Source organism: Microbacterium sp. MF43 (assembly GCF_012847295.1).
Taxonomy (GTDB): domain Bacteria; phylum Actinomycetota; class Actinomycetes; order Actinomycetales; family Microbacteriaceae; genus Microbacterium.
Map to the genome: position 1 here is coordinate 244,571 of NZ_JABBDY010000002.1, position 21,122 is coordinate 265,692.

The following is a 21,122-nucleotide window of genomic DNA, read 5'->3' on the forward strand; positions in this document are numbered from 1 at the left end:
CATTCCGGTGGTCAGGCGGGGCGCGGGATCGAGTCCGGGTCCCGGGCGGGTCTCGGGATGTGCAAGCCGGCGGGCACCGCCGCATCGATCGCAGCAACGGCGTCGCCCGGCATCCCGTCGTAGAGGGTGGGCTCGATGAGGATCTGGAACCCGTCTGCACCGACGATCCGTCGCGCGCCGTCGGGCCAGGCCTCGAGGGCCTCGGCCTCGTCGAAGAGCACCGTCACGAACCCCTCCGGCTCGCGCATCATCACCCCGCGGTCGCCGATGACGAGGGCCGCCTCATCCTGCCCGCGGCGGCTATAGGCTCGGCCGTCGACCTCCGCCTGCGACCAGGCCGGCCGCGCGGTGAAGCCCGCCCAGTCGAGGCTCCCCTCGGGGATCTGCGCGAGTGCTGCCTGCGAGAACTGCTGCGCCTGGTCGATGACGTCCGACGCCGTGACCGAGGCGAACTCCTCGGCCAGGCGCTCGGGGCCGCGGCTGTCGATCCCGGCAGCGAGTTTGAACGCCGTCGACGGCAGCAGGCGCGCCCCGAGCGACGAGGCTCCCCTCAGCTCCTCGACGGAGGCCTGCGCCGCCTGAAGGTCGGATCCGTCGACCCTCCCGACGCGCAGGGCGGCCAGGAGGTCGACGACCTCTCCCACGACGGCAGCCTGCTTCTCGGGCAGCGCGTCGGCGAACAGCGTCAGGCGCGCGTGGCTGGCGTCGAGCCGCTCCCAGTCGCACCGCGCCTCGTACGAGAGGCCGTTCTCCTGCCGGAGGACCCGGAAGAGGGCGCGGGAGAGCACCTGCGAGAACACGAGACTCGCGGCGGTGGCGGGCACGATCGCCTCGAGGAGCAGGCCGCCCGGTGCACCGCGGAAGAACGCCGGCGTCTCGGTCAGCAGGTCCGCGGGTTCGGGAACCGGCCACGCGCGCCCTTGCGGGAGACGCAGATCGAGCCCGTCCGGCAACTCGTCGACGGTGATCCAGGCGACCGCGTTCTCGGCGGTGAACCGCTCGGCCACCCAGCCCGAGACATCGTCGGCGGTGATCGCGGGCAGACCGAATCCCTCGTATCCGCCGAGGCCCGGGCCTCGAGCGCCGTACCGCTCGAGCCGCATGCGCTCGGCGAGACCGGAGCCGCGGCGCGCCGCTTCGGTCTCGAGGACGCCCTTCTCGACCTCCGCGCGATCCAGCGGCAGCGAGCGCAGCGCGGCGCAGACGTCGTTGAAAAACTGCACGACCTTCTCGGGCGACCCCGTCGCGTGGAAGTGCGTCGAGAACTCGTCGGTCGTCCCGTTGTGGTGGATGTCGCCGGGGTTCCTTCCGAAGAGCGCCAGATGCTCCACGAGGTGGGTGATGCCGCTGCGGGCGAGCTGCTCGTCGGCCCATCCCACACGGAACACGATGCCCGCGGCGACCTGGTCCCCCTCGCCGGGAGCCGTGAGCACCCGGACCCCGTCGACGACGGCGCCGGCGACCAGACCGTCCAGGTCGCGGATGGCGTCGAAGCCGCCGCTCCTCTCCTCGCGCCCGCCCGCCTCACTCATGGCCGCCGCCCTGCTCGGCGAGGATGCGCGTGCGCACGGCCGCGACGCCGCTCGCCTCGTCGAAGGCGAAGCTCCACGGGAACTCCGTGATTCGATCCCCGATGGCACGGAAGTGCACGGCCGCCTCCTCTTCGCGACGCGCAAGCCAGAAGGCCATGGCGAAGGCGCTGTGGGCCTGCACCGAGAGAGGCCCCGGCCGGCTGTCTTCGTGGAGGACCGACCGGGCTGCGGCATCCCTCAGCTCTTCGATCACCTGCGGCTGGGTCATGTACTGACGGCCCGGCTCGTCGCCGTCGAGCTCGAGCCAGCGCTCCACGTGGTACACGGCGACGAGCGCTCCACTGTGCGAGCCCGGCGGGGCCGCGGCGGCCGTGTCGTGCGCGAACGAGCGAGCCTGCTCATCGCTGCCGGCCCACTTCGGCAGCAGGTACTCGAGCATGTGGGTCTGGGCCGGGAGGTCATCCGGCGACAGCGCGCGAAGGCGGTCGAAGCGCCGCCAGGCCTCGGACGGCCCGACCTCGAGAGCACGTGCCGTGAGCACCCGCACGCCCCACGCCGGGGCGAAGGCCTCCTCGAGCGCGCAGGCGTCGATGAGCAGCCGCTCGGCTGCCACGAGCCACGCGCGGAAGCCCTCGAACTGCTCGCGCGACACGTTGTCAGCCCGTGCGCCCGTGCGGATCTGCCAGCCGATGGCGATGTCGCGCACGGCCAGGGTCGCACGGGCGCACGCGGAGCGGGGTGCGACGCGGACCGCCTCCTCGAGGAACCCCTCGATGCCGTCGATCTCGCCGATCAGCGACATCGCGTACGCCGCCTCGTCGGGTGGCAGAGCCCGCAGCTCCGCCTCGGCAGCACCCCAGTCCTCGCCGCCGAGGGCGGCCGTCAGTCTCGCGAACTCGGGAACGGTGTCGATCGAATCGAACCCGAGCGTGGTGCTTCCTGTCAGTCGAGTCACGGCGATCCCCCTCTGGACGCGCCACGGCGCGCGCATCGCGCAAAGCTAACAGCGCCCCGGTCGCCTCAGAACCCGTTGACAACGGGCAGGACCTCTGCCCTCAGGCGGTCACGAAGTCGATGAGCTCTTCGACGCGCCCGAGGAACGCCGGCTCGAGATCGCGATAGGTCCGGACCGATCCCAGGATGCGCTGCCATGCCCGCGCGAGGTCGGCCTGGTCGCGTGCGGGCCAGCCGAGGGCGCGGCACACGCCGACCTTGAAGTCGACGCCGCGCGGCACCTCGGGCCAGGCCGCGATGCCCATCGCGCGCGGCGTCACGCATTGCCACACGTCGATCCACGGGTGGCCCACGATGCGCAGGTGGCGGCCGTGCGGCCCCCGTTCGATCGCCTGGGCGATGCGCGACTCCTTCGAGTTCGGCACCAGGTGGTCCACGAGCACCCCGTACCGGCGCTCGGCCGACGGCGGCGCCTCGGTGAGAGCATCCTCGAGCAGGTCGATGCCCTGCAGGTACTCCACGACCACGCCTTCCGCGCGCAGGTCGTCGCCCCACACCTTCTCCACGAGCTCGGCGTCATGGCGACCCTCGACGAAGATGCGGCTGGCGCGCGCCACCCGGGCGCGCGACTCGGCGGCCGCGAACGACCCCGACGCGGTGCGCTGCGGCCCGCTTCGAGCCGGCGCGGACGTGGGGGCGATCAGCACGACGTCCTCTCCGTCGACGAGGAAGCCGGCGCCGAGGGGGAAGAGGCGCCGGCGCGCGTGCCGGTCCTCGAGCTCGACCATTCCCGACGCGAGCCCGACCACCGCGCCGCAGAAGCCGTCGTCGGCCACCTCGACGACGAGGTCGCGGGATGCCTCGACCCGCGTCAGCTGTCGGGTGCCCTGCGTGCGCCATCCGGCGGCGAGCACATCGGTGCCGTAGCGATCGTCCATGGGTCCTCCGGATCCGAGACGCTACCGCCCCGCACCCGCCCGCACGGGGAGCGACCCGGGTTCTCGGCGAACACACACGTTGCGCGATCGCGGTGGGCTACCGTCGTATCCCCGGGCCTGAATAGACTCGCCCGAGGGGGTTACCCGAGTCCCAGAGGGGGGATCGATGCGACTGCGACGGGCTGCAGCGCTGGCGTCCGCTGCGGTGGTCGCTCTCACCGCGATCGCAGTCACCCCCGCGTCCGCGACACCGCCCGTCCAGCTCGGATCGGCCTACGTCCTCGATGACGCCGATGTGCTCACACCCGCCGAGGAAGCAGAGGCCGAGCAGCGCCTCGAGCAGTTGAAGGCCGACACCGGCATCGACCTGTGGGTCGTGTACGTCGACCAGTTCACCGACCCTGCCGACGCCGAGGGCTGGGCGAACCAGACTGCCGACGCCAACGGCCTCGGCACCACCCAGTACCTGCTCGCGGTCGCCACCGAAGGCAGGCAGTACTACCTCTCCGGCTCCTCCGACGGACCGCTCGAGCCGGAGCAGGTCGCCACCGTCGAGCAGGAGCACATCCAGCCCGCCCTCCGGCAGGACGATTGGCTGGGCGCCGTCGACGCCGCGGCGGACGGGATCACCGACGCCGAGGGCGGCTCGGGAGCTCCCGGTGCCGGTGGCTCGAGCTGGTTCACCTGGCTGCTCGTCGGGGCGGCCGTGATCGTCGGCATCGTGCTGCTGGTGATGTTCCTTCGTCGTCGTCGACGCGCGACCGGCCCCGCGGGCGGCACGGCACCCGCCGTCGAGGAGGTGCCCCTCGACGAGCTGGAGAAGCGCGCGGCATCCGCCCTCGTCGAAACCGACGACGCCGTCAGAACCAGCGCGCAGGAGCTGCAGTTCGCGCGAGCCCAGTTCGGCGACGCCGCCACGGTGGAGTTCGAGCAGGCGCTCGCGCAGGCGAAGGCGAACCTCGACGAGGCCTTCACCCTGAAACAGCAGCTCGACGACGCGACGCCCGACTCGGAGCAGGACGCGCGCGGCTGGAACACCCGCATCATCGCGCTGTGCGAGCAGGCGAACACCTCGCTCGACGAGAAGGCCGCAGCGTTCGACGAGCTGCGCAAGCTCGAGCAGAACGCGCCCGAAGTGCTCGCGCGCGTGCAGGAGGACCGCGAGCGCGTCGCAGCCTCGCTCGACGGCGCGGCCGCGCGCCTCCAGGCCCTGCGCTCGTCCTATGCCGCGGAAGCGCTCGCCACCATCGCCGACAACCCCGAGCAGGCCCGGCAGCGGCTCGCCTTCGCCGACGAGCAGCTCGCCGCGGCACAGGGAGACATCGGCGCCGGCAAGGGAGGCGAGGCCGCCGTGGGCATCCGCGCGGCCGAGGAGGCCGTCGGACAGGCCGAGCTGCTCCAGACCGCGATCGGCAAGCTCGCCGACGACCTCGCCGCGGGCGAGCAGAACGCCGCCGCGCTCATCGCCGAGCTCGAGCAGGACATCGCCGCGGCGCGGGCGCTCCCCGACGCCGACGGCCGCGTGGCGGCCGCCGTCACGGCCACCGAGCAGCAGATCGCCGCCGCACGGGCGAACCTCACCGGCCCGGCGAAGCGGCCGCTTCTCGCGCTTCAGGGCCTCGAAGCGGCGAACCGTCAGATCGACGCCCTCGTGCAGGGCGTCCGCGATGCCGAGGTGCAGGCGCAGCGGGCCCGGCAGATGGTGGGCCAGCTCATCATGCAGGCCCAGGCGCAGGTCTCCACCGCCGAGGACTACGTCACCGCACGGCGCGGCGCGGTCGGCGCGACGGCTCGGACCCGGCTCGCCGAGGCGGGAGCGGCGCTCGTCCGCGCCCAGCAGCTGCAGGCGAGCGATCCCCAGCAGGCGATGCAGCACGCGCAGCGCGCCGACCAGCTCGCCGGGCAGGCGATCCAGGCCGCGCAGAGCGACGTCGGCGCGTTCGGCGGTGGCGGCGGAATGTTCGGCGGCCCCTCGCAGGGCGGCGGAGACGGCGGCATGCTGGGCGCCGTGCTCGGCGGCATCCTCATCAACTCCATGATGGGCGGGGGCGGCCGGTCCTCCGGAGGCCTCGGCGGCCTCGGCGGCGGGCTGGGCGGCATGCTCGGCGGAGGAGGCGGCGGGATCCGCCCCGGAAGCTTCGGCGGCGGAGGAACGCGCGCACGCCGAGGAGGTGGCCGCTTCTGATCCGATCACGCGCCGCGGTCGCGGCATCCCCCACACGTCTGAACACCGCTCTTGTCCGATAGGAAGGAAAACCGATGGCGAAGCAGTCCATCTTCGGTCGTATCTCGACCCTCATGAAGGCCAACATCAACGCACTCCTCGACTCCGCCGAGGACCCGCAGAAGATGCTCGACCAGCTGGTGCGCGACTACACCAACTCGATCGCCGACGCCGAGGCGGCCATCGCCGAGACGATCGGCAACCTGCGTCTGCTCGAGCGCGACCACCAGGAGGACATCCAGGCGGCGACCGAGTGGGGCAACAAGGCGCTCGCCGCGAGCCGCAAGGCCGACGAGCTGCGTGCCGCCGGCAGCACCGCGGATGCCGACAAGTTCGACAACCTCGCCAAGATCGCGCTGCAGCGCCAGATCAGCGAAGAGAGCGAGGCTCGCGCGGTCGAGCCCACGATCGCCTCGCAGACCGAGGTGGTCGAGAAGCTCAAGGTCGGCCTCAACGGCATGAAGCAGAAGCTCGAGCAGCTCAAGTCGAAGCGCTCGGAGCTGCTGGCGCGCGCCAAGACCGCCGAGGCGCAGAACAAGGTCCACGACGCCGTCAAGTCGATCGACGTCCTCGACCCCACGAGCGAGCTCGGCCGCTTCGAAGACAAGGTCCGCCGTCAGGAGGCGCTCGCGGCCGGAAAGCAGGAGCTCGCCGCCTCGACGCTGGACGCGCAGTTCGAGAGCCTCGAAGACATCGGGCAGCTCACCGAGGTCGAGGCGCGCCTCGCCGCCCTCAAGTCGGGCCAGGCCCCGGCTCAGGCGGCGATCGATGCGCCGAGCGCGCCGTACACGCCGTAACGCGCACGACCCGAAGGGCGCCGGTCCGCGCGGCCGGCGCCCTTCGGCGTGTTCGCCGATGGCGTCCGGCCGCGCATGCGCTCCGGACGCACCCTGCGAGAGGATGAGGGGATGACGCGCTACCTCGTGGTCCCGCAGTGGCAGGGCAGCCCCTCCTCCCGGGCGATGCAGCTCATCGACGGCGCGCAGGCGATCGCAGGCGACCTGCCGAAGTCGGCCACGACCGTCCTCGACGTGCCGATGGAGGCCGGCGAGGCGCTCGGGACCGGTGTCCACCGCCTGAGCTCGCTTCAGCGGGTGCGGGATCAGATCGCGGCATCCCTCGACGGACACGCCGATCCGGTGCTGACGATCGGCGGCGACTGCGGCGTCGCGCTCGCGCCCATCGCGCACGCCGTGCAGCAGGTGCCGGCTCTGGCGGTGCTGTGGTTCGACGCGCACCCCGACCTCAACACCCCGTCGTCGTCACCATCCGGCGCATTCGCGGGCATGGTCCTGCGAGCCGTGCTCGGCGAGGGCGAGGCGGGGCTGGCGCTCCCCGCGGGGACGATCGCGCCCGAGCGTGTGCTCGTCGTCGGGGCACGGTCCTACGACGACGCGGAACTCGAGGCCATCGCCGCGCTGGGAGTCACGGCGATGGACGTCGACGCCGCGCGCGACCCCGGCGCCATCGTCGAGGCCGTCCGCCGCAGCGGCGCCGCCGGCGTCTACATCCACGTCGACGTCGACGTGCTGGATCCGGCCGAGATCGCCGGCAACGCCCACCCCGAGCCGTTCGGCCTCTCGGTGGCCGAACTCACCGCAGCCATCGCGCGCGTGCGCAGCGAGGTGCCGCTCGTGGGCGCCTCACTCGCGGGATACTCGCCGGCGTCCATGGCGACGGCGACGGATGACCTCGGCGCGATCCTGCGGGTCGTCGGGGCCCTCGCGTGAGCCCGATCCCTCCCCCGCCCGCCGGCTGGCGCGCGGCCGCCGACCGCGCGGTCGCACGCGGCGAGCGCCTCGATCGCCTCATCCCGAACATGCTCCTCGACTCGCGGATCAGCCGCCTGGGCTACTGGTACGGGACGGCGATCGGCTGGGTGTGGGGCGGGCTCTGGAGCACGGGCCGGGTCGAGCGGCGCGGAGGCCTGTGGGTGTTCCGGGGCATGCCGAGGTGGACCTTCGCCCGGGGCGGGGTCTGCGTCGGCGGGTGCTTCCTCACCGGAGACGGCCGCGTCACCGACCGGCTCCTTCGGCACGAAGCCGCCCACAAGCGGCAGTGGGAGCGGTACGGGATGCTGATGCCGTTCCTGTACCTCTTCGCGGGGCGTGATCCGCTCCGCAACCGCTTCGAGATCGAGGCCGGGCTCGAGGACGGCAACTACCTCCCGCGGGGAACGAACTGAGGCGCGGCCCGAACCGATCGGACCGCGCCCCAGGGACTCACTTGTTCGGGTAGAGGTTGGCGTTGCAGCCTTCTTCTCCGAAGGGCGTCGCCACCTCCGCGGCTCCCCGTACGCTGAACATGTCGCGGAGCTCCTTGGGGATGTGTCCCCAGTTCTGGACGACGCCGGGGTCCACAGGAGCCTCGAAGTCCATGTCGTCCAAGCCCGAGAACGCACACAGCGAGCGGGCGTTGTCGCCCGCCGGCGTCTCCTTGCCGCTTCCGCCGCGCTCCCCTGCGAACGCCCCTCCAGCCGAACCGAGCACGATCACGGCCCCCACCGCGATCCCCAGCAGCATCGGTCTGCGCATCTTCCTCCCCTTTCCATCACGGAACGACGAGCAAGGCACTCGTCGGCGCTCATCGAACTCCTGATGAGCGCACTCGTCAAGGGGGGAAGCTCCCTGGGGACGCGCAGCGGACCTTCTCAGCGCGCGGTGGCCAGGCCGTACTGCGCGGGAGTGTGGATCGACTGCGCCGGGATTCCCATCGCGGTGAGGTGGTCGACGATGTCGGCCGTGCCCAGATAGCCGCCCAGCAGATGGATGCGGGTCTCGTCGTCCTCCGCGCACAGCATCTCGTCGGCCCACGCCGTCACCGCACGGGAGAGCGCCTCACCGGCCGCGCAGCCGCGCCCGGTGCCGGGAGCACCCGACCGCTGCGAGCGATCAAGCCACGTGAGCACCATGCGGGTCGGCACGACGATGTCGGCCTGCCACGAGGCATCCGGAACCTCCACGAACACCCGGCCCGTCGAACAGATCGGCAGCGTCGCCAGCAGGAGCTCGAGGTCGGCGAGAGAGGACTCGTCGGCCGTGATGAGGTGCTGCACGCGGGTGTGCCGCGACGCGCGGCATGCGGCCGCGCTGTGCTCGGTGGAGTGGGTCATGGCCCCTCCAGTATACCCGCAATGAAGGGTTGCCTAACCTCAGTCGACACCCTTCGTCACAGAGAACGCAGCAGCACGCGTCGCAGCTCGGCGACCTCGTCGGCCGTCATGCCGTGCGCCTGCAGATAGTCGGCCGCCGAGCCGTAGCGCTCGTGGACACCGTGCAGCAGGGCGCGCATGACGGGGGCGGGCGAGCGCGTCGCGAGATCCTCGAGGTGGACGGCTTCGGGATGCATCGACCGCAGCATCGACAGGACGCGGCGGTTGCGCCACTCCGGCAGCAGGCCCTCGGTGCGGGCGTAGTCGGCGACGACCGCCTCGAGGTCCACTCCCGCGGCCGCAAGGGTGAGCGCGACCGTCACGCCCGTGCGATCCTTGCCGACCGTGCAGTGCACGAGCACCGGCTGGTCGGTCACGATCCCCCTCACGACCTCGACGACACCCGCCGAGGAGTCGTCCACCAGGCGGCGGTACATCTCGTCGAGGCTGATGTCGTCGGCGAAGAACGACTCCACCGACCCGAGGAAGAGCGGCACGCGCTGCGTGACCACGTCGAGCCCCTCGATCCGGCTCGGCGCCCACGAGACCTCGTCGTCCGCGCGCAGGTCGATGATGCGGCGCAGGCCGAGCGCACCGAGCGCCCGCGTGCCCTCCCCGTCGAGTTGCGCGAGGTTCCCCGAGCGGAACAGCACACCGTGGCGGGTCACCGACGCTCCCGCGGGCAATCCCCCGACGTCGCGAAGATTGACGGCGCCGGAGACGACGGGATCGCCGGAATCCGTCACCAGGCGGCCCCGGAGGCGGCGTCACGGTCCTCGCCGGCGAGATCGTCGCGCGGCGGCACGCTGTAGCGGCCGGCGATCGCGATGCGGTTGAACGCGTTGATCGACACGAGGATCCAGCTGAGTGCGACGTACTCCTGTTCGCTCAGGATGGCGCCCACGCGGTCGTAGACGTCGTCGGGCACGCCGTCCTCGTGGATGAAGGTGAAGGCCTCGGCGAGCTCGAGCCCCGCCCGCTCGCGGTCGGAGAAGACCCCGGAGTCGCGCCACACCGGCAACTGCGCGATGACGTCGGCGGACACGCCCTCCGTGACCGCACGCTCGACGTGGACGCGCACGCAGTAGGCGCAGCCGTTGAGCTGCGACGTGTGGATCTGGACGAGCTCCTTCAGCCGCGCGTCGACTCCCCCCTCGGCCGCGATGGCCCCCACGGTCTTCGAGAAGGCGGACAGCGCCTGGTAGGCCGGCGGGGCGGAACGCGACAGGTGGACACGCCGTTCGGTCATTCCGCCAGCCTACCCACGGGCGGGCGCCACGCGGCCGCGTCGCGGCGAGGCGGCCGTGGGAGAGAATGTGCGGGTGAGCGACCCCATCGAGTTCTCGTTCCTGCCCGAGCAGGCCGCCGACGCCGGCATCGACCGCCCCCTTCCCCGCGGCGAGCGCCTGACCCTGACACTTCCCGACGGGAGGACGCTGAGCGCGCTGCGGTGGACGCCGGACGGCGCAGCCGCGTCCCCCGCTGTCACCCTGCTTCACGGCGCCGGGCTCAACGCGCACACGTGGGACACCACGGTCCTCGCCCTGGGGCTGCCCGTGCTGGCGATCGACCTGCCCGGTCACGGCGACTCCTCGTGGCGCGACGACTTCGCCTACGTCGCTCGCGTCCTGGCGCCGGACGTCGCCCTCGGGATCGAAGCCTGGACCGACCGGCCGCAGGTGCTGGTCGGCCAGTCGCTCGGCGGCCTGACGGCCGCCGCGGTCGCGGCGTCGCGGCCCGATCTCGTGCGCGAGCTCGTCGTGATCGACATCACGCCCGGTGTCGACCCGAACGCCGGCCCGACGCAGATCCGCGAGTTCTTCGCCGGGCCGACCGACTGGGCCTCGCGCGACGAGCTGGTCGACCGCGCTCTGGCGTTCGGCCTCGGCGGCGGCACGCGCCGCAAGGCCGAGCGGGGCGTCTTCTTCAACTCCCGCATCCGCCCCGACGGCCGAGTCGAGTGGAAGCACCACTTCGCCCACCTCGCCGCAGCCGCGGCCGCGGCACGCGCGTCCGCCCCCACCGCCCCGCCGCAGGACGCCGTCTCGGCCGTGCTGGGAGAGTCCGGGTGGGAGGACCTCGCGGGCGTCGAGGCGCCGGTCACCCTGATTCGCGGCGAGCGGGGGTACGTCACCGAAGCCGACGCCGCGGAGTTCGCGCGGCGGCTGCCCGAGGCATCCGTCCTCGCCCTTCCGTCCGGCCACAACGTGCAGGAGGACGCACCGATCGACCTGGGCGAGCGCCTGCGCGCGATCGCCGGGAACGATTGACCGCTCTGTTGCGTTTCGAGTAGCGCGCGCTCCCCCGCCCCCGCGCGTTCTCTAGGCTTGAAGGACGCACGTCCCGGCACACGCCACCGCGCCGAGCCGGCCCCGCACACCCCGCGGATCCTCCCGAAAGGACCTCCATGCTCCGTCGCACCGCCATCGCCGCGGCCTCGATCCTGGCCGCCGGCGCACTTCTGCTCAGCGCCTGCAGCGGAGGCTCGTCGCCCGCGCCGAGCACGACCGGCGAGCCCGACCCCGACGCGTCGGCTGCGATCCGCCTTGTCCTGGAGCCGAGCAACCTCGACATCCGCCAGACCGCAGGTGCTGCCCTCGACCAGATCCTCGTCGACAACGTCTATCAGGGACTCGTCGGGCGCACGCCGGAGCAGGAGATCGTGCCGGTGCTCGCGAGCGACTACGAGGTGTCGCCCGACGGTCTGACGTACACGTTCACGCTGCAGGAGGGCGTGACGTTCCACGACGGCCAGGAGCTCACGCCGCAGGACGTCGTGTGGTCGCTCACGACGCGCAAGGCCACCCCGGAGTGGCGGGACTCGGCACGCCTCGCGAACGTGACCTCGATCACCGCCGACGGTCAGGACGTCGTCCTCACCCTCGCCGAGCCGGACTCCTCGCTGCTGTGGAACCTCACCGGACGCGCGGGCATCATCCTGAAGGAAGGCGACACCGTCGACTACAGCACGGCCGCCAACGGAACCGGTCCCTTCGTGCTGCAGGACTGGCGCCAGGGCGACAGCATCACCTTCGTGCGCAACGACGACTACTGGGGCGAGCCGGCCCAGGTGGCCGAGGTCGTCTTCGACTACATCCCCGACAACCAGGCGGCGCTCAACGCCGCACTCGCGGGCGAGGTCGACGTGCTCACCGGGTTCGACGCGAACCTCCGGGAGCAGGTCGAACAGGGCGGCGACTTCACGCTCGAACTCGGCGAATCCACCGACAAGGGCACGCTCGCGTTCAACCAGAAGCCGGGCAGCCCGCTGGCCGACCAGCGGGTGCGCCAGGCGATCCGCCAGGCGATCGATCACGATGCGTTCGTCGAGGCGCTCGGCGCCGGCGAGACCCAGTACGGCCCCATCCCCTCGCTGGACCCGGGGTACGAGGATCTCTCGGACGTCGCCCCGTACGATCCCGAGGCAGCGCGCGCCCTCCTCGACGAGGCCGGTGTCGAGGACCTCGAGCTGACCCTCACCATCCCGAACTTCTACCCGACGACGATCCCGCAGATCCTGGTGTCGAACCTGAACGAGGTCGGCATCACTCTCGAGGTGGACTCGGTCGACTTCTCCACGTGGCTCAACGACGTCTACGTCAATCAGGACTACGACCTGAGCTTCGTGCTGCACACCGAGGCGCGCGACTTCGAGAACTGGGCGAACCCCGACTACTACTTCACGTACGACAACGCCGAGGTGCAGGACCTGTACGCCCAGTCGCTCGCCGCGACCGACGAGGCGGAGGCCGCCGCGCTGCTCGCCGAGGCGGCACGCATCGTGTCGGAGGATGCCGCCGCGGACTGGCTCTACAACGGCGCCTCGGTCGTCGCGGTCGGCACTAACATCACCGGTATGCCCTCGATCAACGTGAACGAGCGCCTCAATCTCGCCGAGCTCGCCAAGAGCAACGGGTGATCCGATACACGCTGACGCGCCTGGCCCTGCTCTTGCTCGGCTTGTTCGTCGCCAGCGTGCTGATCTTCCTCTCGCTGCGGGTGCTGCCGGGTGACGTCGCGCAGCTCATCGCCGGGGTGAACAGCTCTCCCGCGCAGATCGACGCGATCCGCGAGCGTCTCGGCCTCGACCAGCCGCTGCCGGCGCAGTATCTCGACTGGATCGGCGGCGTGCTGCGCGGCGACCTCGGCACGTCGCTGCTCACCGGATCGACGGTCACGAGCGAACTGGCCGAGAAGGCGCAGGTGACCGTTCCGCTCGGCGTGCTGTCGCTCACGATCGCCGTGGTGTTCAGCGTCCCGCTCGGGGTGCTGTCGGCGATGCGCCGGCGTCGGCCGGACGGCACCGCGCTGAGCGTCGGAGCGCAGACACTCGCGGCCGTGCCGGTCGTGTGGGCCGGGATGATGCTGGTCGTCGTGTTCGCCGTCTGGCTGGGCTGGCTTCCCGCGCAGGGCTTCCCGCGCGCCGGCTGGCAGGACCCGGCCGCCGCGATCCGCGCGCTGATCCTGCCTGCGCTGACGATCGGGATCGTCGAGGGCGCCATGCTGATGCGCTTCGTGCGCAGCGCGACGCTGCAGGCGGTCGGGCAGGACCACGTGCGCACGGGAGCCGCGAAGGGGCTGACACGCAATGCGGCGCTGATCCGGCACGGCCTGCCCGATGTGGGCCTGTCCGTCATCACGGTGCTCGGCCTGCAGGTCGCCGGGATCATCGTCGGCGCCGTCGTGATCGAGCAGCTCTTCACGCTGCCGGGGATCGGGCGCATGCTCGTCTCCGACGTGGGCGCGCGGGACCTGCCCATGGTTCAGGGCGAGCTGCTCGTGCTCACCGGCTTCGTGCTCGTCGTCGGCTTCGTCGTCGACCTGGTGCACCGTGTGATCGATCCCCGCCTGCGGGAGGCCTCATGACCCCCGACGACCAGGCGCCGACGCCCCCGTCCGGCGATCATGTCCCAGACGTCGCCGGTTCGGGCGCCCCCAGCCGACGAACTTTAGGACACGATGCGCAAATGGTGGGACACGAACGGACGACGGATGCCTCGCCCGACGCTCCCCCGTCGCGCTGGGCCTGGCTGGGGCGCCTGTGGCGCCTGTCGACGGGCCGGTTCGGACTGATCGTCGTGCTCGTCGTGGTCGCCACCGCGATCGTCGCCACCTTCTGGACGCCCTTCGACCCGCAGCAGGTCGACATCTCGGCGCGATGGGCGCCGCCGGGCTGGCCGCACCTGCTCGGAACGGACGCGACGGGCCGCGACATCCTGAGCCTCCTCATGGCGGGAGCGCGCACGACCGTGTTCGTCGCGGTGGGGGCGGGCGTGATCGCCACCATCGTCGGAATCGCCCTGGCCGCACTGGGTGCGCTGACGGCGCGATGGATGCGGGAGTCCGTCGCGGTGTTCGTCGACATCCTCATCGCGTTCCCGGTGCTGATCATCGCGATGATGATCTCGGCGGTGTGGGGCGGGTCGCTCGGGGTGGTGATCTGGTCGGTCGGCATCGGATTCGGCGTGAACATCGCGCGCGTGACGCGCCCGGAGCTGCGGCGCGTGCTGCACAGCGATTTCGTCGTCGCGGGGCGGGCGTCGGGCCTCACCCCCGCGCAGAACCTGATCCGCCACCTCCTGCCCAATGTCGCGCCGGTCTTCATCGTCCAGCTGTCGTGGGGCATGGCCGTGGCCGTCCTCGCCGAAGCCGGCCTGTCGTACCTGGGCTTCGGCGCACCCGTGACCGAGCCCTCGTGGGGCCTGCTCCTCGCCGAGCTGCAGCAGTTCATCACGGTGTATCCGCTGTCGGTGGTGTGGCCCGGCCTCGCGATCACGCTGACGGTGCTCGGACTGAACCTCCTGGGCGACGGCCTGCGCGAGGCGACCGATCCGACGCTGAGCCATGCCCGCGGCGCCGGTCGCGTCGCCCGCACGCACATGCCGGAGGTGGTGGCATGAGCCTCGAGGTGGCGGGCCTGACGGTCGAGATCCGCGGACGGCGGGTCGTCGACGGGGTGTCGTTCTCGGTGCCCGACGGCGCACGGGTGGGACTCATCGGCGAATCCGGATCAGGAAAGTCGCTCACGGCGCTCGCCATCCTCGGGCTCCTCCCCGACGGCGCGACGGCCGGTGGCAGCATCCGCTGGAACGGCCGCGAGCTCATCGGCCTGAGCGACCGCGAACTCGCCCGCCTGCGCGGCGACGAGATCGGCATCGTCTTCCAGGAGCCGCGGACCGCCCTCAATCCCATCCGCACCGTCGGGCGCCAGATCGCCGAGTCGATCCGCATCCACGAGAAGGCGTCGAGACGGGATGCCTCGGCTCGCGCGATCGAGGAGGCCGAGCGCGTCGCCCTGCCCGACCCCGAGCGCATCGTCTCGCGATACCCGCACCAGCTCTCCGGCGGTCAGCGTCAGCGCGTCGCGATCGCGATGGCTCTCGCGTGCCGTCCGCGGCTGCTCATCGCCGACGAGCCCACCACCGCCCTCGACGTGACGATCCAGGCCGAGATCCTCGAGCTCCTGCGGGCGCTGGTCGAGGACGATGGCATGTCGCTCGTCTTCATCACGCATGACCTCGCCGTGCTCTCGCAGATCGCCACGCACGGCGTCGTCCTGGAGGACGGGCGCGTCGTCGAGAGCGCGCCGGTCTCGACCCTCCTCACGACACCCGCCTCCCCCGTGACCCAGGGGCTGCTGCGGGATGCCACCGCCACGCTGTGGCGTCCGGTCCCGCGCGATGACGGCGCGCGCGGCCACGCCCCGCGGGCTCTGGACGGAGGCGGGTCATGACCGGCATCCTGGTGCGCGGCCGAGGCCTCACGCGGCGCTACCCCACCCCGAAGACCTCCCTGTTCGGGCCCCGCGCGTTCACCACCGGGCTCGAGGATGCCGACATCGACGTGGCCGAGGGGTCGGCGGTGGGCATCATCGGCGAGTCCGGATCGGGCAAGTCCACGCTCGTGCGCCTGCTGCTGGCGCTCGACATCCCGACCGCGGGCACCGTCGAGTTCGACGGGCGGCGGGTGGAGGCATCCGCCCCCGCCCGCTCGCTGCACTGGCTGCGGCGGCAGACCGGCATCGTGTTCCAGGACCCGTACGCCTCTCTCGACCCGCGCATGAGCGTCGGCCGCATCGTGGGCGAGCCGCTGTGGGCGCTCGGGATCGAGGGCGACCGCCGCGCCCGCGTGCGCGAGGTGCTCGAGGACGTCGGACTCGAGGCGGGCATGGCGAACCGGTTCCCCCACGAGTTCTCGGGCGGTCAGCGGCAGCGCGTCGCCCTCGCGCGGGCGATCGTGCACCGCCCCCGCCTGCTGGTCGGCGACGAGCCGCTGTCGGCCCTCGATGTGACGGTGAGAGCGCAGATCCTGCAGCTCCTCGCCGAGCTGCGCGCGCGTGAGGGGCTCACGCTGCTGCTGGTGTCGCACGACATCGGCGTCGTGCAGAACCTGTGCGACGAGGTCGTCGTGATGAAGGACGGCCGCATCGTCGAGGAGGGGCCCACCGAGAAGGTGCTGCTGCAGCCGCAGGTCGCCTACACGCGCCGGCTGCTGGCCTCGATCCCCGTCATCGACCCCGGATCGGCCTGACCCGACCGTCGGTGGCCACGGCTAGCCTCGGACCATGGCCCCCGCGATCGTCCCCCCGTACCTGCTCGCCCGCATCGCCGCCGTGCAGGAGCCCACCTGGGCCAAGGCGGCCCAGGCGGCGCGCTCGACGCTCGCCGCACCCCGCGACTACCGTCCGACGCGGTCGCGCCTGCGCCTGTCCATCGAGGGCGGCGACACGCTGGTCGCCGAGACGACGCCTGCGCCCGAGCGAGAGATCTCCGACGCGCAGCAGCGCGAGGTGCTCCCCGGGGTCCGGGTGCGCGGCGAGGATGACCCGGCGACCGGCGACACCGCCGTCGACCAGGCGTTCGACGGGCTCGGGTCCACCTTCGACTTCCTGTGGGACGCCTTCGGCCGCAACAGCCTCGACGGCGCCGGCGGAGCCCTGCTGGCGACGGTGCACTATGGCGAGGACTACGACAACGCGTTCTGGAACGGCGAGCGCATGGTGTTCGGCGACGGCGACGGCGAGGTGTTCACCGGGTTCACCGGCTCGATCACCGTCATCGCACACGAACTCGCGCACGGCGTGATCGAAGACGAGGGGGGCCTGGTCTACCGCGGCCAGTCCGGCGCGCTGAACGAGTCGATCGCCGACGTCTTCGGGGCGCTGGCCGAGCAGCACGCGCTCGGGCAGACCGCCGACGAGGCGTCGTGGCTGATCGGCGAAGGGATCTTCACCGATGCCGTGCAGGGGCGAGCGCTCCGCTCGCTGGCAGCCCCCGGCACGGCGTACGACGACGACGTGCTCGGCCGTGATCCGCAGCCGGCGCACATGCGCGACTACGTCCAGACGCAGGACGACAACGGCGGCGTTCACATCAACTCGGGCATCCCGAACCACGCCTTCTACCTGGTCGCGACCTCGCTCGGCGGGCGGGCGTGGGAGCGGGCCGGGCTCATCTGGTACCGCACGATCACGGCGGGCACGCTGTCGTCGCGGGCCGACTTCACCGCCTTCGCACAGGCCACCCTGTCGGCGGCCGAGGCGGAGTACGGTGAGGAGTCGGAGGAAGTCGCCGCCGTCCGGGCAGGCTGGGCAGGCGTCGGCGTGATCGATGATCCAGGAGCCGCACCCGAGCGGGACTGACGAACGCGGTTCCGGCGCGCCCGCCCCCGCGCCTTCGCCCGTCGCCGGTGAACCCGCGCCGCGGGAGCGCCCCGGCGGATCCGACCCGCCGACCGCCGCGCCGGTCCAGGTCGCCGTCAAACGGACCGGCGGGTTCGCCGGACTGACGAAGCAGTGGCGTGCCGAGCCTGGGGCGGACGAGGCATCCCTGTGGATGTCGCTCATCTCCCAGTGCCCGTGGGACGCGCCCGATTCGCTCGCCGACGGCACCGCACACGGCGACGGCACCGCCCGCGGGGAGTCGTCCGACGGGCGCCCGCCGGCCGGGGCCGACCGTTTCACCTGGTGGATCCAGGCACGGTGCGGCGAGACGGATGAGCGCGAGGCCGAGGTGCCCGACGGCGCCCTCGTCGGCGCATGGCGCGAACTCGTCGACGCGGTGCGCGACTGGAGCCGCCACGCGAGCGACTGACCGGGGCGCGGCGCGCGCGGGCGGCGAGCCGTCGGTCAGCGCGAGAAGAGGCCCTTCTTCTTGACGGGCTTGAGCTCCTTCTGCAGGTAGATCGTGCCGAGCCACCGATTGAACTTGAAGCCGACACGGCCCATGCGGCCGACCTCCACGAATCCCAGCTTCTCGTGGAGCGCCACCGACCCCTCGGCACCCTTGTCGCTGATGATCGCGACCATCTGGCGGATGCCCTTCTGCTCGCACGCCGCGATGAGCGCCTCCAGGAGCGCGCGCCCGAGCCCCTTGCCCGTGGCGGCCTGCCCCAGGTAGATCGAGTTCTCGACCGAGTACCGGTAGGCCGACTTGCTCGACATCGGCTGCACGAGCGCGTACCCGAGGATCTGGCCGGTCGGCCCCTCGGCCACCAGGAAGGGAAGGTCGAGCTTGCGCAGCAGGGCGACCTTGTCGCGCCACTGCGCGATCGTCCACTTCTTCTCGTCGAACGTCACGACCGAGTTGGTCACGTAGTAGTTGTAGATCTCGCGGATGTCGGGGATATCGGCATCCCGGACCGGACGGATCTCATATGAGAACGGGCGCTCGGGCTCGGGCCGGCGACGCAGGTGCAGCGGCAGCCGGCGCCGGTCGCGGTCGTATTCCTCCTCGAGCATTCCGTCAGCCTACGCGTCGGCGGGGAGGGTCCAGTCGACCGGTCCGGCGCCCTGCCGGGCGAGCAGCTCATCGGCCCGCGAGAAGGGACGCGAGCCGAAGAAGCCGCGGCTCGCCGACAGCGGCGACGGATGCGCCGACTCCACGATCGGCGTCTCGCCGAGCAGGGGACGCAGGCCTGCGGCATCCCTCCCCCACAGGATCGCCACGAGCGGACCGCCCCTGTCCACCAGCGTGCGGATGGCGTGCTCGGTCACCCGCTCCCACCCCCAGCCGCGGTGCGACGCCGGCTGACCCGGTGCGACGGTGAGCACCCGGTTGAGCAGCATGACGCCCTGGTCGCTCCACGCCGAGAGGTCGCCGTGCGGTGCCGGCGGGATCCCGAGGTCCGCGTCGAGCTCGCGGTAGATGTTCGACAGGCTGCGCGGCAGCGGGCGGACGTGCCGGTCGACAGCGAACGACAGACCGATCGGATGCCCCGGCGTGGGGTACGGGTCCTGGCCGACGATCAGCACGCGCACGTCGGCGAGCGGCCGCTGGAACGCCCGCAGCACCCGGTCGCCGGCGGGAAGGTACGACCGGCCGGCCGCCACCTCGGCGCGCAGCCGGTCGCCGAGCGCGGCGATGTCCGGCGCGACCGGGGCGAGGGCCTCGGCCCACCCCGGATCCATGAGGCCGTTCTCGGCGAGCTGGGGCAGGGTCATGGCCAATGGGATGCTCCCCGTCGATGAAGACTCCGACGCGATCGTCACGGTCTCCAGACTAGGCGGGAGGCGGGAACGGATGCCGCGGCATCCGGCTCAGCGGCGGACCGCCGTGGTGCGCATCTCGAGCTCGAGCCCTCCCTCGACGGGCGTCCTCTCGAAGTCCACCGTCGCCGACGCCAGCTCGGCGAGCGATGAGACGTGCGTGCCGCCGCACGGGATGCGCGCTTCCGCGCCGGGCAGCTCGCACACCCACGTGCGGCGATCGGCGAGCGCGTCGCCCGACGTCTCGACACGCACGGCGCCGCCGGTGGCGATCCACTCGGCGAGACGCTCGTTCACGCGTTCGGCCAGGACGCCGAGGTCCGTCAGCGCCTCGGGATCGAAGCCCTTGCGGCGCAGCGACTTTCCGATGCGGTAGCGGTCACTCGATCCGTCGGGCAGGATGCGCGACTCGGTGATCGCGAGGGCGTCGAAGGCCGGCGCGCCCAGCGCATCGGCGGGGACGTCCTTGCGCCACGCGCCGACCAGCGCCGCGTCGAGTGCGAGCGATGCGAGGTGGCACGCGGTGTGGCCCGCCGACAGGGCCGCGCGATACTCCGCATCGACGGCGACCTCGGCCGCCTCTCCCTCGGCGGGACCGGAACCCTCGACGAGATGGCCGACCACGAAGGTCCAGCCCTCCGTGCCGGTGCGGACCGGAACGTCGCGGCCGAGGAGCAGCTCTCCCCCGTCCGTGGCGCCGACGACGCCGTCGACGATCGCGTACTCCACGCCGCCCGCGCGCAGCACGCCGCGGTCGGCAGGCTGGTCGGGCCACGCGGTGTCGACGGGATGGAACGCCGTGGCGTCGAGGATCACCGCGGAACGCCCGGCTCCGGCGTCCGTGACGAGGAGGACCGTGCCGGTCGAGCGCGTGGCGCCGGACGGGTAGGTGACCGCGGTGCCGCCGCTCAGCGTTGTGCCGCCGGGGGTCGCGTCGCCCGGGGTCACGGGCGCAGTCCGTCCTCGAGGCGAGGACGGAGCGGGCCGCGCGAGAGCAGGTGCTGGGCGGACTGCGCGACGGGTCGCATCGTGATGAGGTCGAGGTTGACGTGGCCCGGGACGCCCAGTGCGTAGGCGATCACGTCGGCGACGTCCTCCGCGGTGAGGGGTGCCTCGACGCCTTCGTACACCCGCTCGGCGGCGACCTTGTCTCCGCCGAGCCGGTTGGCGGTGAACTCCTCGGTGCGCACCATGCCCGGCGCGACCTCGATGACCCGGATGGGCTCGCCGTTGAGCTCGAGCCGCAGGGCGTGGGCGAGCATGGCCTCCCCCGCCTTCGCCGCGTTGTAGCCCGCACCGCCGGCGTAGGCGGTCTGCGCCGCGGTGGACGTGACGAAGAGGGTGTCGGCGTGGCCATCAAGGGCCGCCGCGTGCCGCAGCTGCGGCAGCAGCGCCGCGACGAGGCGCTGCGCGGAGAGGACGTTGACGTCGAACATCCACTGCCAGTCGTCGACCCGGCCGTCTTCGACGCGGTCGGTGCCCCGCGCACCGCCCGCCACATGCACGAGGGAGTGCACCGGCCCCAGGTCCCCGAGGAAGGCGGCGAGCGCCTCGACATCGGTGTCGGACGTGAGGTCGGCCGCGAACGCGATCACACCGATCTCCTCCTCGAGTCTCGCGAGGCGCTCGGCCCGCCGGGCCACCGCCACGACCTCCCACCCGCGCTCGCACAGAGCCCGGGCTGTCGCCTCGCCGATCCCGGAACTCGCCCCGGTCACCACCGCACGTCTGATCGTCATGCCTCCACGCTACCCACGCCGCCCGGTCCTGACGGGCGGCGCCGAGGTTACGTCACATTTCCCTTCCGTTGTTGACAAGGGCGCCTCGTCCTACTCTC

The 21,122-nt window shown here is 72.1% G+C and carries 23 protein-coding genes; 12 read left to right on the forward strand and 11 right to left on the reverse strand.

Features of this window, described 5'->3' with window-relative positions; all coding sequences use genetic code 11:
- Positions 1–11: 11 nt before the first annotated feature.
- From HF323_RS05505 to HF323_RS05515, 3 genes are all read right to left on the reverse strand, one after another.
- A complete protein-coding gene (locus HF323_RS05505) occupies positions 12–1,532 on the reverse strand; it encodes an insulinase family protein (RefSeq protein ID WP_169581585.1) in 1,521 nt (506 codons plus the stop codon).
- Positions 1,525–2,487, reverse strand: coding sequence for a hypothetical protein (locus tag HF323_RS05510; RefSeq protein WP_169581586.1), 963 nt, complete (start codon positions 2,485–2,487; stop codon positions 1,525–1,527). The genes HF323_RS05505 and HF323_RS05510 overlap by 8 nt, the downstream gene beginning before the upstream one ends.
- A 100-nt stretch (positions 2,488–2,587) precedes the next feature.
- Complete coding sequence (locus HF323_RS05515) at positions 2,588–3,424, reverse strand: DUF3097 domain-containing protein (protein ID WP_169581587.1); 837 nt, start codon at positions 3,422–3,424, stop codon at positions 2,588–2,590.
- 166 nt (positions 3,425–3,590) lie between these two features.
- On the opposite strand from HF323_RS05515, the gene HF323_RS15600 reads away from it, so the two are divergent.
- From HF323_RS15600 to HF323_RS05535, 4 genes are all read left to right on the forward strand, one after another.
- Entirely contained in the window at positions 3,591–5,609 is a 2,019-nt protein-coding gene (locus HF323_RS15600; protein ID WP_169581588.1) for a TPM domain-containing protein, read from the forward strand.
- A 74-nt stretch (positions 5,610–5,683) separates the two neighbouring features.
- On the forward strand, positions 5,684–6,445 hold the full coding sequence (locus HF323_RS05525) for a PspA/IM30 family protein (protein ID WP_169581589.1): 762 nt from the start codon (positions 5,684–5,686) through the stop codon (positions 6,443–6,445).
- A gap of 111 nt (positions 6,446–6,556) precedes the next feature.
- On the forward strand, positions 6,557–7,378 hold the full coding sequence (locus tag HF323_RS05530; RefSeq protein ID WP_169581590.1) for an arginase family protein: 822 nt from the start codon (positions 6,557–6,559) through the stop codon (positions 7,376–7,378).
- Complete coding sequence (locus HF323_RS05535; RefSeq protein ID WP_169581591.1) at positions 7,375–7,833, forward strand: Fe-S oxidoreductase; 459 nt, start codon at positions 7,375–7,377, stop codon at positions 7,831–7,833. The genes HF323_RS05530 and HF323_RS05535 overlap by 4 nt, the downstream gene beginning before the upstream one ends.
- Positions 7,834–7,870: 37 nt before the next feature.
- Here the strand turns inward: HF323_RS05535 and HF323_RS05540 are convergent, their stop codons facing one another.
- The 4 genes from HF323_RS05540 to HF323_RS05555 all read right to left on the reverse strand — a co-directional run bounded on the left by HF323_RS05540 (position 7,871) and on the right by HF323_RS05555 (position 10,048).
- Positions 7,871–8,182 carry a hypothetical protein gene (locus HF323_RS05540; RefSeq protein ID WP_169581592.1) on the reverse strand — a complete coding sequence of 104 codons (312 nt, stop codon included), beginning with the start codon at positions 8,180–8,182 and terminating at the stop codon, positions 7,871–7,873.
- Positions 8,183–8,298: 116 nt separating this feature from the next.
- Positions 8,299–8,760, reverse strand: a complete 462-nt coding sequence (locus HF323_RS05545; protein ID WP_169581593.1) for an SIP domain-containing protein — start codon at positions 8,758–8,760, stop codon at positions 8,299–8,301.
- A 56-nt stretch (positions 8,761–8,816) separates the two neighbouring features.
- Positions 8,817–9,545 (reverse strand): tyrosine-protein phosphatase, encoded by a 729-nt coding sequence (locus HF323_RS05550; RefSeq protein ID WP_169581594.1) that lies wholly within the window; start codon positions 9,543–9,545, stop codon positions 8,817–8,819.
- A complete protein-coding gene (locus HF323_RS05555) occupies positions 9,542–10,048 on the reverse strand; it encodes a carboxymuconolactone decarboxylase family protein (protein ID WP_169581595.1) in 507 nt (168 codons plus the stop codon). Before HF323_RS05555 ends, HF323_RS05550 begins: the two co-directional genes overlap by 4 nt.
- A 73-nt stretch (positions 10,049–10,121) precedes the next feature.
- Here HF323_RS05555 and HF323_RS05560 point away from each other — a divergent pair, with 73 nt between their 5' ends.
- The 8 genes from HF323_RS05560 to HF323_RS15390 all read left to right on the forward strand — a co-directional run bounded on the left by HF323_RS05560 (position 10,122) and on the right by HF323_RS15390 (position 17,891).
- Complete coding sequence (locus tag HF323_RS05560; protein WP_169581596.1) at positions 10,122–11,069, forward strand: alpha/beta hydrolase; 948 nt, start codon at positions 10,122–10,124, stop codon at positions 11,067–11,069.
- A gap of 137 nt (positions 11,070–11,206) precedes the next feature.
- Positions 11,207–12,718, forward strand: coding sequence for an ABC transporter substrate-binding protein (locus tag HF323_RS05565; protein ID WP_169581597.1), 1,512 nt, complete (start codon positions 11,207–11,209; stop codon positions 12,716–12,718).
- Positions 12,715–13,665 carry an ABC transporter permease gene (locus tag HF323_RS05570; RefSeq protein WP_169581598.1) on the forward strand — a complete coding sequence of 317 codons (951 nt, stop codon included), beginning with the start codon at positions 12,715–12,717 and terminating at the stop codon, positions 13,663–13,665. The genes HF323_RS05565 and HF323_RS05570 overlap by 4 nt, the downstream gene beginning before the upstream one ends.
- A 101-nt stretch (positions 13,666–13,766) precedes the next feature.
- On the forward strand, positions 13,767–14,699 hold the full coding sequence (locus HF323_RS05575) for an ABC transporter permease (protein WP_169581599.1): 933 nt from the start codon (positions 13,767–13,769) through the stop codon (positions 14,697–14,699).
- Complete coding sequence (locus tag HF323_RS05580; protein WP_169581600.1) at positions 14,696–15,532, forward strand: ABC transporter ATP-binding protein; 837 nt, start codon at positions 14,696–14,698, stop codon at positions 15,530–15,532. Before HF323_RS05575 ends, HF323_RS05580 begins: the two co-directional genes overlap by 4 nt.
- Complete coding sequence (locus HF323_RS05585) at positions 15,529–16,329, forward strand: ATP-binding cassette domain-containing protein (protein ID WP_169581601.1); 801 nt, start codon at positions 15,529–15,531, stop codon at positions 16,327–16,329. Before HF323_RS05580 ends, HF323_RS05585 begins: the two co-directional genes overlap by 4 nt.
- A gap of 34 nt (positions 16,330–16,363) precedes the next feature.
- The gene (locus HF323_RS05590) at positions 16,364–17,440 is read left to right on the forward strand and encodes a M4 family metallopeptidase (protein ID WP_169581602.1); all 1,077 of its coding nucleotides are present in this window, start codon (positions 16,364–16,366) and stop codon (positions 17,438–17,440) included.
- The gene (locus HF323_RS15390; protein WP_223169210.1) at positions 17,409–17,891 is read left to right on the forward strand and encodes a protealysin inhibitor emfourin; all 483 of its coding nucleotides are present in this window, start codon (positions 17,409–17,411) and stop codon (positions 17,889–17,891) included. Before HF323_RS05590 ends, HF323_RS15390 begins: the two co-directional genes overlap by 32 nt.
- 35 nt (positions 17,892–17,926) lie before the next feature.
- Here the strand turns inward: HF323_RS15390 and HF323_RS05600 are convergent, their stop codons facing one another.
- The 4 genes from HF323_RS05600 to HF323_RS05615 all read right to left on the reverse strand — a co-directional run bounded on the left by HF323_RS05600 (position 17,927) and on the right by HF323_RS05615 (position 21,024).
- A complete protein-coding gene (locus tag HF323_RS05600; protein WP_169581603.1) occupies positions 17,927–18,538 on the reverse strand; it encodes a GNAT family N-acetyltransferase in 612 nt (203 codons plus the stop codon).
- 9 nt (positions 18,539–18,547) lie between these two features.
- Positions 18,548–19,246 (reverse strand): uracil-DNA glycosylase, encoded by a 699-nt coding sequence (locus tag HF323_RS05605; protein WP_188241668.1) that lies wholly within the window; start codon positions 19,244–19,246, stop codon positions 18,548–18,550.
- Between the two features lie 90 nt (positions 19,247–19,336).
- On the reverse strand, positions 19,337–20,233 hold the full coding sequence (locus tag HF323_RS05610; RefSeq protein WP_317451003.1) for a metal-dependent hydrolase: 897 nt from the start codon (positions 20,231–20,233) through the stop codon (positions 19,337–19,339).
- Positions 20,230–21,024: an SDR family oxidoreductase gene (locus HF323_RS05615; protein ID WP_188241650.1), complete on the reverse strand. Its 795-nt coding sequence runs from the start codon at positions 21,022–21,024 to the stop codon at positions 20,230–20,232. The genes HF323_RS05610 and HF323_RS05615 overlap by 4 nt, the downstream gene beginning before the upstream one ends.
- Between the last annotated feature and the right edge of the window lie 98 nt (positions 21,025–21,122).